Source organism: Streptomyces angustmyceticus, from assembly GCF_040701845.1.
Classification (GTDB): Bacteria; Actinomycetota; Actinomycetes; order Streptomycetales; family Streptomycetaceae; genus Streptomyces; species Streptomyces angustmyceticus_A.
Map to the genome: position 1 here is coordinate 281,155 of NZ_JBFBHQ010000003.1, position 11,317 is coordinate 292,471.

General features: G+C 73.7%; 9 protein-coding genes. 2 read left to right on the forward strand and 7 right to left on the reverse strand.

The window, feature by feature from the left end:
- Positions 1 to 141: 141 nt before the first annotated feature.
- Positions 142 to 1,119, reverse strand: a complete 978-nt coding sequence (locus AB0411_RS08630) for an NAD(P)H-quinone oxidoreductase (RefSeq protein WP_366416539.1) — start codon at positions 1,117 to 1,119, stop codon at positions 142 to 144.
- Positions 1,120 to 1,621: 502 nt separating this feature from the next.
- Here AB0411_RS08630 and AB0411_RS08635 point away from each other — a divergent pair.
- Complete coding sequence (locus AB0411_RS08635) at positions 1,622 to 2,731, forward strand: potassium channel family protein (protein WP_366416540.1); 1,110 nt, start codon at positions 1,622 to 1,624, stop codon at positions 2,729 to 2,731.
- A gap of 134 nt (positions 2,732 to 2,865) precedes the next feature.
- Here AB0411_RS08635 and AB0411_RS08640 read toward each other — a convergent pair whose 3' ends face one another.
- The 5 genes from AB0411_RS08640 to pdhA all read right to left on the reverse strand — a co-directional run bounded on the left by AB0411_RS08640 (position 2,866) and on the right by pdhA (position 9,803).
- Positions 2,866 to 4,647 carry a molybdopterin molybdotransferase MoeA gene (locus tag AB0411_RS08640; RefSeq protein ID WP_366416541.1) on the reverse strand — a complete coding sequence of 594 codons (1,782 nt, stop codon included), beginning with the start codon at positions 4,645 to 4,647 and terminating at the stop codon, positions 2,866 to 2,868.
- Positions 4,644 to 5,621 carry a DUF6457 domain-containing protein gene (locus tag AB0411_RS08645; protein ID WP_366416542.1) on the reverse strand — a complete coding sequence of 326 codons (978 nt, stop codon included), beginning with the start codon at positions 5,619 to 5,621 and terminating at the stop codon, positions 4,644 to 4,646. The genes AB0411_RS08640 and AB0411_RS08645 overlap by 4 nt, the downstream gene beginning before the upstream one ends.
- A 320-nt stretch (positions 5,622 to 5,941) precedes the next feature.
- The gene (locus AB0411_RS08650) at positions 5,942 to 7,576 is read right to left on the reverse strand and encodes a dihydrolipoamide acetyltransferase family protein (protein ID WP_366416543.1); all 1,635 of its coding nucleotides are present in this window, start codon (positions 7,574 to 7,576) and stop codon (positions 5,942 to 5,944) included.
- Positions 7,576 to 8,613, reverse strand: coding sequence for an alpha-ketoacid dehydrogenase subunit beta (locus AB0411_RS08655; RefSeq protein WP_366416544.1), 1,038 nt, complete (start codon positions 8,611 to 8,613; stop codon positions 7,576 to 7,578). Before AB0411_RS08655 ends, AB0411_RS08650 begins: the two co-directional genes overlap by 1 nt.
- Positions 8,610 to 9,803 (reverse strand): pyruvate dehydrogenase (acetyl-transferring) E1 component subunit alpha, encoded by a 1,194-nt coding sequence (gene pdhA, locus AB0411_RS08660; protein WP_366416545.1) that lies wholly within the window; start codon positions 9,801 to 9,803, stop codon positions 8,610 to 8,612. Before pdhA ends, AB0411_RS08655 begins: the two co-directional genes overlap by 4 nt.
- A gap of 224 nt (positions 9,804 to 10,027) precedes the next feature.
- Between pdhA and AB0411_RS08665 the strand changes: the two genes are divergently transcribed.
- A complete protein-coding gene (locus AB0411_RS08665) occupies positions 10,028 to 10,552 on the forward strand; it encodes an Lrp/AsnC family transcriptional regulator (RefSeq protein WP_086719477.1) in 525 nt (174 codons plus the stop codon).
- Positions 10,553 to 10,724: 172 nt separating this feature from the next.
- Here the strand turns inward: AB0411_RS08665 and AB0411_RS08670 are convergent, their stop codons facing one another.
- Positions 10,725 to 11,315, reverse strand: a complete 591-nt coding sequence (locus AB0411_RS08670) for a TetR/AcrR family transcriptional regulator (protein WP_366416546.1) — start codon at positions 11,313 to 11,315, stop codon at positions 10,725 to 10,727.
- Between the last annotated feature and the right edge of the window lie 2 nt (positions 11,316 to 11,317).

Consider the following 11,317-nt stretch of genomic DNA (forward strand, 5'->3'; position numbering starts at 1 on the left):
TGCCGAGCCGTCGAGTGACCACCCCAGCGTCACATGCGATGAGATTCATGGCATCTCGGACATATCAGGCGGGTTACCTGACGCAACGCGGGAGGGCGGCCGCGGACGGCACGGGCTACGGGAGCGGCCTGGCGGGCCTGTTCAGACCGTCAGCACGACCTTGCCGACGTGCGCACTGTCGTCCACGACACGGTGCGCCTCGGCGGCCTCGGACATCGGGAGCGTACGGTCCACGATCGGCCGCACCTGGCCGTTGCCGATCAGCGGCCAGACGTGCTCCCGTACGGCGGAGACGATGGCCGCCTTCTCGTTCAGCGGGCGGGCGCGCAGCCCGGCACCGGTGATCGCGGCGCGCTTCGCCATCAGCGCGGCGAGGTTCACCTCCGCCTTCACCCCGCCCTGCAGCCCGATGATGGCCAGCCGCCCGCTGACCGCCAGCGCCTTGATGTTCCGCTGCAGGTACTTCGCGCCGATGATGTCGAGGATGACGTCCGCGCCCTTGCCGTCGGTGGCCTTGCGGATCTCCTGGACGAAGTCCTGCTCGCGGTAGTCGATGAGAATGTCCGCGCCCAGCTCGGCACAGCGGGCCAGCTTGTCGGGGCCGCCCGCGGTGACCGCGACCCGCGCACCGACCGCCTTGGCGAGCTGGATGGCCATGGTGCCGATGCCGCTGGCACCGCCGTGGACCAGTACCGTCTCACCGGGCCGCAGATGCGCGATCATGAAGACGTTCGACCAGACCGTGCAGGTCACCTCGGGCAGCGCGGCGGCCGAGACCAGATCCAGACCGCTGGGCACCGGCAGGACCTGCCCCGCCGGGACGGCGACCTTCTCCGCATAGCCGCCGCCCGCCAGCAGCGCGCACACCTCGTCACCGACGGCCCAGCCGTGCACGCCGGGACCGACCTCGGCGATCCGCCCCGCGCACTCCAGCCCCGGGTAGAGGGAGGACCCGGGCGGCGGGTCGTAGAAGCCCTGGCGCTGGAGCAGGTCGGCGCGGTTCACGGCACTGGCCACGACCTCGATCAGGACCTCGCCCTCGGCGGGCTGCGGATCGGGCACATCCGCCCAGACAAGTGCTTCGGGTCCACCGGGCTCCGGGATAGTGATCGCTCGCATGGGCGCGAGGCTACTCGTCGTCCGCGCCCGGAGCGACGGTGCGGGGTCCCTCGGCCACCGCCCGGTCGGCCACCGGCCCCCGGATGAAGTGCGGTTATGCCTCGGGGCCGGTGCCCGGACGGCCCCGGTGCGGCCGGCGGGCGGCGCCTCGGCGAGGTGCCCGGGCAGGCCTCGGTGCGGCGGTGCGGGGGCCGGCCGGGGCGCGGCGCCCGGACCGCGGCAACGGCGCCCAGGCAGGGCCCGTGCCCGGCTCCCCGGTACGACTTGCCACTCCACCGGGTGAGCACCCCGGCATCGGCCCACGGCCGCCCCGCCGGCGCCGATATCAACGCCCCATGATCAAGAAGACGGTCCGCCCCTTCGCCGATGCAGCGGAGTCCTGCCACCGGCCGCCGACTCCCGCCGCGGCCACGCCCGCCCGGGTGCCGCGATCCCGGAGCATGGGAGGCATGACTCCTTCACCGACCCCCGCCGCTCCGGCCGTTCCGGGAGCGCCGACCGGATGAGCGACGAGCAGCAACCGCGCCGCAGGACCGGCCGATTCGTCACCCTCCGCTCTCTTTGGTCCCGCACCCGGACCGAGGCCAAGGACGACACCGAGGCCGGCCGCTCCATCGTCATGCCCGCCCAGGACATGGCGCCGCCCCTCCAACAGGTCCTGCGACGGCTGATGATGGCGCTCGGCGTCCTGGCCCTCACGACGTTGATCGTCTGGGTCGACCGCGACGGATACCGCGACAACGCCCACCGCACCGTCGATCTCCTCGGCGCGGCCTACTACGCGACGGTCACCCTCTCGACCACCGGCTACGGCGACATCACCCCGGTCAGCGACAGCGCACGGCTGACGAACATCCTGGTCATCACGCCGCTCCGCGTACTGTTCCTGATCATCCTGGTCGGCACCACGCTCGAAGTCCTCACCGCGCGCACCCGGTACCAGGTGCGCATCCACCGTTGGAGGTCCCGCATGCGAGATCACACCGTCGTCATCGGGTACGGGACGAAGGGCCGGCACAGCATCGAGACCCTGATCGGTCAGGGCGTGCCGAAGGAGAAGATCGTCGTCGTCGATCCGCAGAAGGCCGCCGTGGACGCCGCGAGCAGTGACGGCTTCGTGGGCGTGCACGGTGACGCGACCCGTTCCGACACCCTGACCAGGGCCGAGTTGCAGCGTGCCGCGCGCGTCGTCGTGGCCACCCAGCGCGACGACACCGCGGCCCTGGTCACGCTGACGGCACGGCAGCTCAACAAGCACGCCTCCCTCGTGGTGGCGGTCCGGGAGGACGAGAACGTACCGCTGCTCAAGCAGAGCGGCGCCGACCTGGTCATCACGAGTTCCAGCGCCGCGGGCCGGCTGCTCGGTATGTCCATGGCCAGCCCGTACGTCGGCACGGTGCTGGAGGATCTGCTGACCTACGGCAGCGGGCTGGATCTGGACGAACGGCCGGTGACGAAGAGCGAGGCGGGCCGCTCCCCCCGTGAGCTCGACGACCTGGTGGTGGCCGTCGTACGGGGACACCGGGTGCTGAATTTCGGCGACCCGCAGGCCGCGACGCTCGAACTCACCGACCGCGTCATCACCATCAGCCAGGCGGTGCCGAGCGCCTGACGCCGTCGCGGCCGAGGCCGCGACGGGGACAGGGGCCCTGCGGACGCCGAGCATCCGCCTGCGGGCGAGGCGACGGCGGGCGAGGCGACGGCGAAGGGCCGGCGGCGGGCCAAGCAGCGGCCGGACCCCCGGTCCTACGCGCCCCCGGGGGCGGTCCAGCCCGTCGACGAGCCCGGGGACCAGCCTGCCGACAGGCCGGCCGCCCAGGGAAGTTCCAGGAGTTCGATCTCGGTGCCGCGCTCCGCGCCACCGGGCGGGACGACGGCCAGCGCATCGGCGGAGGCGATGCCGCGCAGCATGGCGGGGCCGTGGAAGTGCAGCGGCATCGCCATCAGGCCGTGCCGATCGTCCTCGCGGTAGGCCACCGGAACGAGCCGGGTGTCCTGCGGATGCCCGTGGACGGGGGCGGCCAGCGGGGCATGGAACGGCGCGGCGGGCCGTCGGGCGGCGAGCGTACGGAGCAGCGGTTCGGCGAGCGTGACCAGGCCGGAGACGGCGGCGAGCGGGTTGCCGGGCAGGCCGACGAGGTGCCGGTGCGGGGCCAGGCGGGCGAGCAGCATGGGGTGCCCGGGGCGCACCGCGACGCCGTCGACCAGCACCTCTGCCCCCAGCCTGCGCAGGGTGGGGTGCACATGGTCGACGGGGCCCGACGCGGTGCCGCCGGTGGTGATCACCACGTCGGCGGTGGACCGGTCGACGGCGGCGTACAGCGTGTCGGCGTCGTCGGCGAGATGGCGCGGCGCGGCCGCTTCGATGCCCAGCGCATGCAGCCACGGAGCGAGCATCGGGCCGAGCGCGTCCCGGATACGCCCCTCCCTGGGCGGGCCCTGGTCCAGCAACTCATCGCCCAGTACGAGGACTTCGGCGCGCGGCCTGGGGTACGCGGTCAGCTCGTCGTAACCGGCCGCGGCCGCCAGACCGAGTACGGCGGGCGTCACCAAGGCGCCGACGGGCAGCAGCTGGTCGCCGCGCCGGCACTCCTGGCCCCGCGGGCGGATGTCCTGGCCGGGCGGCGCGGGCCGCGGTGCGTACAGCCGCCGCTCGCCGTCGCTCAGCTCACGGACCTCGCCGTGCTCGCTGCGGAGCACGGCGGTGGCGCCGGACGGCACCCGCGCACCCGTGGCGATCGGGATCGCATGGCCGTCGCGGAGCGTCTCGGCGGGGGTGTGACCGGCGAGGATGCCGGGAGGGGCGCCGGATGCGGCCGTGCCGGCGGGGTGGTCGAGGCGCCAGGGGCCGGGGCCGGAGACCGCCCAGCCGTCCATCGCGGAGGTGTCGAACGACGGCAGGTCGGTGAGCGCGACGAGCGGCGCCGCGAGCGTACGGCCGAGCGCGTCGCCGAGCACCGAGGTCCCTGGCTCGGGCGGACCGGATACGGCGCGCTCGGCGATCTCCCGGGCGGAGTGCCAGGGGAGGGCGCCCGGACCGGCCTCGGGGCGGTGGGCGTGGCCGGGGTCGGGGCCGGTGGGTGCCGAGAGGCCGTGGGGGCCGGACGGCTCGGGTGAGCCGGAGGGCTCGGAAGGGCGGGAGGAGTCTGGGGAACCGGAGGAACTTGGGGAACCGGAGGCGTTGGAAGAGCTGTTCCCGAAAGCGGTGGGGTCGTCGAGGGAGAAGGGATCGTCCGGCGTGTAGGGAGCGTCGCGGCCGCCTCCGTCGGCGGAGGAGCGGGCTGCCGCAGCCTGGCGGTCGGCAGGCGGCACCCTGACGGTCGTGGGCCCGGCTCCGGCCCCGGCTCCGGCCCTGGCTTCGGGCCGTACGCGCGCCCGCGTGGAGGCGTTGGCCAGCGCGAGCGCCTCCTCGAACGGGTCGTCAGGCCTCGCGTCCCCTGTTGCCTCGCCCCTGGTCCGGCCCGCCAGGCCGCCGGGCTCCGCACCGACATCGCCGACGAAGTCGCCGTCGAACTCCCCGACCGTCATTCGGCGGGCTTCGTTTCGGCACCCGTGCCGCCGCCCGCCCCGGCCGGACCGGCGGACTGCTCGGCCTCCGCCGCCCAGCGGTTGGCCAGCGCGGTGGCCCGCTCGGTCAGCTCCTGCACGTCCCGGCCCTGCTGACCCGCCGCGTAACCGATCAGGAAGGTCGTCAGCGGTGCGGCCGGGCGGGCCACGCCGTGCGCCGCGTCCCGCGCGAGATCGAGAAGCGCCGCCGTGTCGACATCGAGATCGATGTCCAGTTCGGCCTTGACTGCGGTGATCCATTCATCCAACACGTTTCCATGCTCCCTGATACGGGCGCGTGCCGCGCTGATGTCCTCCCAGGTGTCGCAGTCGAAGGACGCCGCGGCCGTGGGGTCCGGGACCCGTTCGAGCAGCAGCCCGTTCACCAGGGCGCGCAGCGGCAGACCGGCCAGGGTGCCGTGTTCGGCCCGTACCCGCGCCAGCCCACGGCGGAGCGGCTCGGTCCGGTAGGCGGCCACCAGCGGCTGGTCCCGCCCCGAGGCGTCCCGCAGCATCGCCCCGTCGCGAGCCGCGTCGGGGCCGGGGAGCACGGCATCCTCACGTGACGCGGCACCGTCATGCGCACCGTCGCCCGATTCCGCGGCACCGGACGTTCCCGTCGCCGCCGCCAACAGGGTGTGCACGGTCGCGGCGGTCAGGAACGGGAGATCGGCGGAGAGGACGAGCACCGTCGGGGCGGTGGTGTGCCGCAGGCCGGCGTCCAGTGCGGCGAGCGGACCGCCGCCGGGCGGGTCCTCCAGGGCGCGGACGACGGTGCGGGCGGTCGGGCGGTGCGGGCCGACGACGACGGTGATCGCTGCACCGGGGCAGGCCGCGAGCACGCGGTCCAACAGGGGGCGACCGCCGACGGACAGCGCGGGCTTGTCCGCCCCGCCGAGCCGCCGGGCCGCGCCTCCGGCCAGCACGATGGTGTCGTAGTCGGTGAGGGCGTCCACCCCTTGAGTATCGCCGGGGGCGAGCGGATCACACCGGTCCGCAGCCGCCTCCGCTGTCGGCTCCGCCACAGCGGACGCGACGGCAACGGGTGGGGCGGCAACGGGTGGGGCGGCAACGGCAGGGCGGCAACGGACGACCACCTGCTGCACGGCTTCCTGGCCAAGGCCTCCCGCTGGTTCGACTGGTACGACGCGACTACGGCGAACGCCTCGGCCACCGGGTGGGGCAACCCGCGGTGGGTCGCCGCACCCGCTACGGCTGCCCCCGCCTCCCGGAGGCCGGCGCCCTCACGTCCTCGCCCCTGCCCGCCGCACCGCCGTCACATCCTCCGCAGCAACAGCGCGGGCTGTTCCACACAGTCGGCCACATGGCGCAGGAAGCCTCCGGCGGTGCCGCCGTCGCACACCCGGTGGTCGAAGGTGAGCGAGAGCTGGACGACCTGCCGGACGGCCAACTCCCCGTTGTGCACCCAGGGTTTGGCGGCTATCCGGCCGACGCCGAGCATCGCCGCCTCGGGGTGGTTGATGATCGGCGTGGAGCCGTCGACGCCGAAGACTCCGTAGTTGTTGAGGGTGAAGGTGCCATGGGTCAGCTCGGCCAGGGAGAGCCCGCCGGCCCTGGCGGTCTCGGTGAGCCGGGTGATCTCGGCGGACAGCCCCTCGACCGTACGGGCATGGGCGTCCCGTACGACCGGCACGACCAGCCCGCGGTCGGTCTGCGCCGCGAAGCCCAGATGGACGGCGGGCAGCCGGACGATCTCCTGGCTCTTGGTGTCGACGGTGGCGTTGAGCTCGGGGAACCGTGCGAGCGCCGCCGTGGTGATCCGCGCCAGCAGGGCGAGCAGCGACACCTTGGGGGCGCCCGGGACGTTCATCGCCCTACGGGCGGCGAGGAGTTCGGTGGCGTCGGCGTCCACCCAGCAGGTCGCCTCCGGGATCTCCCGGCGGCTGCGGCTGAACTTCTCGGCGGCCGCACCGAGCATCCCCCGCAGCGGGATCCGCTCCTCGACCGCCGCAGTACCGGCTCCCGCGGCTCCGAGGGGCCGTATGTCTCCGGCAGCTCTCGCGGCCCCCGCCGCGTCCGTCATCCCGGCACCGACGATCCCGGTGGCACCGCTCATCCCATGGGCACCCGCCGAGGTCACCGGCCCGGCGACGCCCGCGGAATCCCGCTCCTGACGTGCCCGGATCGCACACTCGACGTCCGTGCGGAGAATCAGCCCGTCCCGCCCGGAACCCGTCAACTCCCGTAGATCCAGCCCGTGTTCCCGCGCCATCCGGCGCACCAGCGGGGAGATGACGGCCACCGTACGACCGCCGGCATCCGCCGCACCGGCCCCGGCCGACCCGCCCGCCACAGCCGCTTCGGCGCCGACCGCCCCCACAGCCGCCGTCCCGGCATCGGCCGCCCCCGGTCCGCCAGGCGCGCCCTCTGCCGTCCCGGCTCCGGCCGGGCCGTCCGCCGCTCCTCCGGGCATCCGCGGCGCCGCCGCCCCGGGGGCCGTCCCGCTCCCCGGACGGATCCGGCGCCGCCGTGCCGCCGCCGTGCTCGTGCCGTACCCGACGAGGACGTTCCCGGACCCGGCGTCCGCCGAGCCGTTCGCCGCCGGCGCGGAGGCACCCGCGGAGGCCGGCGCCTCCGCGCCGGGTGCGCCCGCTGCCGCTCCTGCCCCGGAGCCCGGGCCCGCTCCCGCCAGGTCATCGGGCACGGCCCCCACCGCGACCGTCACCAGCGGCGCCCCCACGGGCACCTCTTCCCCCTCCGCGCCGAAGCGGGCGGTCACCACGCCCCCGTAAGGGCACGGCACCTCCACCATCGCCTTGGCGGTCTCGACCTCCACCACCGGCTGGTCGACGGCCACCACCTCGCCGACCTCGACCATCCAGTGCACGATCGTCGCCTCGGTGAGGCCTTCGCCCAGGTCGGGCAGGGTGAATTCGCGGACCACGGCCATCACGCACCACGTCCCTCGGTCCAGTCCGACTCCCACTGGAGGCGGGCGACGGTGTCCAGGATCCGGTCCACGCCGGGCAGATGGTGCCGCTCCAGCATGGGGGGCGGATACGGGATGTCGAACCCGGCGACGCGCAGGACCGGCGCCTCCAGGTGGTGGAAGCAGCGCTCGGTGATCCGTGCGGCGATCTCCCCTCCGGGACCGCCGAACCCGTTGGACTCATGGACGACCACGGCCCGTCCGGTGCGCCGCACCGACGCGCAGACCGTGTCCTCGTCGAACGGCATCAGCGAGCGCAGATCGACCACTTCCAGGTCCCAGCCCTCGGCAGCGGCGGCCTCGGCGGCCTCCATGCAGACCGGCAGCGACGGCCCGTACGTGATCAGCGTGGCGCTGCTGCCGCGGCGCCGGACCGCGGCACGGCCCAGGGGCGCCACCTCGGTCGGCGCGTCGGGCGACCAGTCGGCCTTGGACCAGTACAGGCGCTTGGGCTCCAGGAAGACGACCGGATCGTCGGAGGCGATGGCGGCACGCAGCAGCCCGTAGGCGTCCTCGACGGTCGCCGGGGTGACGACCTGGAGCCCGGGGGTGGCGAGGTAGTACGCCTCGGAGGAGTCGCTGTGGTGCTCCACGCCGCCGATGCCGCCGCCGTACGGGATGCGGATGGTCAACGGCATCGTCAGCGCGCCGCGGGTGCGGTTGCGCATCCGGGCGACATGGCTGATCAGCTGCTCGAACGCGGGGTAGGCGAAGGCGTCGAACTGCATCTCGACGACCGGCCGCAGCCCGTACATCGCCATGCCGACGGCCGTGCCCAGGATGCCTGCCTCGGCGAGCGCGGTGTCGGTGCAGCGGTCCTCGCCGAACTCCTTGGCGAGGCCGTCGGTGACCCGGAAGACACCGCCGAGGGTGCCGACGTCCTCGCCCATGATGTGCACGGACGGGTCGTCGGCCATGGCGTCGCGCAGCGCGCGGGTCAGCGCCTGCGCCATGGTGGCGGGCTTGCGCGCGGTCGCCGGAGCGGCGGTGGTGGTCATGGCCTGGCCTCCTCGGCGGAGCCCTCGGCGCCCGCTGGGTCGTCGGTGTGTCCGTCGGCCTCGGCGTCCAGCTCGGCGCGCAACTGCGCCGCCTGGGCGCGCAGTTGACTGGTCTGCTCGGCGAAGACGTGGGTGAACAGGTCCATCGGGTCCAGCTCCGGGTCGGCGTTCATCCGCTCCCGGAGGTCGGCCGCCATCTGCTCGGCGCCGTCGCGGGTGTCGGAGACGAATGCGTCGGTGAGCAGGTCTCGGGCGGCCAGCTCATGCTCCAGAAGGGCTATCGGGTCGTGGGCCCGCCAGGTCTCGACCTCGGCATCGCTGCGGTAGCGGGTGGCGTCGTCGGCGTTGGTGTGTGCCTCGATGCGATAGGTGACCGCCTCGACGAGGGTGGGGCCGCCGCCCCTGCGGGCCCGCTGCACGGCCTCGGTCAGCACCTCGTGCATGGCGGGCGCGTCGTTGCCGTCGACCAGGCGCCCCGGCATGCCGTATCCGACCGCCTTGTGGGCCAGGGACGGCGCGGCGGTCTGCTTGGCCAGCGGCACGGAGATCGCGAAGCCGTTGTTCTGGACGAGGAAGACCACCGGCGCCTGCCAGACCGCCGCGAAATTCAGCGCCTCGTGGAAGTCGCCCTCGCTGGTGCCGCCGTCGCCCACCATGGCCAGCGCCACCACCTCGTCGCCCTTGAGGCGGGCGGCGTGCGCCAGGCCCACCGCGTGCGGGAGCTGGGTGGCGAGCGGGGTGCACAGGGGGGCGATGCGGTGTTCGTGCGGGTCGTAGCCGTTGTGCCAATCACCGCGCAGCAGGGTCAGCGCCTCTACGGGGTCCAGGCCGCGGGCCACGGCGGCGAGGGTGTCGCGATAGCTGGGGAAGAGCCAGTCCCGCTCCTCCAGGGCCAGCGCCGCGGCGACCTCGCAGGCCTCCTGGCCGGTGGAGGACGGGTAGACCGCCAGGCGTCCCTGCCGGGTCAGGGCGGTGGCCTGCGCGTTGTACCGGCGGCCACGCACCAGCTGGGCGTACAGCCGGGTCAGCAGTCCGGAGTCGAGCCGGGCCGCGGCGTCCGTGCCCAGGAGGCGGTACGGCTCCTCGTCGGGCAGGAGAGGCGCGGGATCGACGCGCGGCCGCCAGGAAGGCGGCGGGCCGGCCAGGCTGCTCTTGCTCCTGCTGCTGCCCGGCTGCTCAAGGACCGTCATGTCGAGCACCTCCTCGGATCGAAGGGGTGGCGCGATGCGCCTCATGTGGGTGGTGGGCGGACGGCGGATGGGCAGGATGGAATCGGCCAGGGCGGGTACGCCCTGCCCTACCGATTGTTCGGTCGCCGATGCATTTTGGCTACAGGCGGGCTCAGCCTGTGGACAAACGGTTCTGCACAGCTTGAGATGAAGACAGGGCGTCCACAAAGGGGAGGCGGGACCATATGCCGGACGAACAGATGGCCAATTCCGGCGGGCAGCCGCCCGCGGCGCCCGCCCCCGCCCCGCCATCGCCGGCCGCACGCCCGCTGGACACCATCGACCGTTCGATCCTGCGCATGCTGCAGACCGACGGCCGGGCCTCGATACGCTCCGTGGCCGAGCGCGTCCATGTCTCGCGCGCCAATGCCTACGCGCGGATCAACCGGCTGATCGACGACGGCGTGATCCGCGGCTTCAGCGCCCTCATCGATCAGGAACGCGCAGGTCAGGGCGCCTCTGCGTACATCACGCTGAAGATCGTGCAGAACTCCTGGCGGACCGTGCGCAAGCAGCTCACGGCGCTGCCGGGCGCCACCCACATCGCGCTCGTCAGCGGCGACTTCGATGTGCTGCTACTGGTCCACACCAAGGACAACCGCGAGCTGCGGGAGCTGGTCCTCACCCGGATCCAGTCGATCCCGGAGGTGCTCAGCACCCGCACCCTGCTGGTCTTCGAGGAGACCGATCTCGGGCCCGAGGAGGACTGATCCGCGCCGGTCGGCGGATCCCGTCCGGGGCGCGGAGACCGTCCCTGCCGGGCGCGGACCACTCGCGGGACCGGACCGCGGCCCGCCCGGCCACAGGGCCCGCACAAGGGGGCGGCGGCGCGCGGACCGGCACCGCCATCGGTCAGGGCCGATCAGGGCCCATCGGGCCGCGTCAGGGCTTGCGCAGCCCCGCGAACGCCGTGCGCACCACGGCCTCGGCCACCTCGTCACGGCTCACCGCGCCGCCCCGCCCCGGCCGGTACCACTCCACAATCGAGTTGATCATGCCGAAGAGCAGACGGGTGGCCAGCCGGACGTCCACGTCGTCGCGGAGGTCGCCGTCGGCGGCGGCCTGCTTGAGCAGGTCGGAGACGTTGTGGTCGAACTCGCGGCGGCGCTCCATGGCCCACCGCTCGGTGTCCGTGTTTCCGCGCACCCGCAGCAGCAGCGTCACGTAGGGGAGTTCGTCCATCAGCACCTCGGCCACGCGCCGGGTGACATGCTCCAGCCGCTCGATCGCCCGCCCCTCCAGGGCGCCCGGCTCCTCCAGCACAGCGAACAGCCCGTCCAGGGCGCGGCTTATGGCGCGGTGCAGCAGCTCGTCCTTGCTGCGGACATGGTGGTAGATCGAGGACTTCGAGATGCCGGCCGCTTTGGAGAGGTGCTCCATGGACGTGCCGTCGTAGCCGCGCTCGATGAACACCTCGACGGCGACCGCGAGCAGCGAATCGGGCGTATAGGTGTCGCGCTTGGCCATGGTCATGA

Coding starts and splice junctions, on each gene's coding strand:
- AB0411_RS08670 (WP_366416546.1), bottom strand. CDS start 11,315: ATGACCATGGCCAAGCGCGACACCTATACGCCCGATTCGCTGCTCGCG.
- AB0411_RS08640 (WP_366416541.1), bottom strand. CDS start 4,647: ATGACGGTCGGGGAGTTCGACGGCGACTTCGTCGGCGATGTCGGTGCG.
- AB0411_RS08630 (WP_366416539.1), bottom strand. CDS start 1,119: ATGCGAGCGATCACTATCCCGGAGCCCGGTGGACCCGAAGCACTTGTC.
- AB0411_RS08650 (WP_366416543.1), bottom strand. CDS start 7,576: ATGGCCGTGGTCCGCGAATTCACCCTGCCCGACCTGGGCGAAGGCCTC.
- AB0411_RS08655 (WP_366416544.1), bottom strand. CDS start 8,613: ATGACCACCACCGCCGCTCCGGCGACCGCGCGCAAGCCCGCCACCATG.
- AB0411_RS08665 (WP_086719477.1), top strand. CDS start 10,028: ATGCCGGACGAACAGATGGCCAATTCCGGCGGGCAGCCGCCCGCGGCG.
- pdhA (WP_366416545.1), bottom strand. CDS start 9,803: ATGACGGTCCTTGAGCAGCCGGGCAGCAGCAGGAGCAAGAGCAGCCTG.
- AB0411_RS08635 (WP_366416540.1), top strand. CDS start 1,622: ATGAGCGACGAGCAGCAACCGCGCCGCAGGACCGGCCGATTCGTCACC.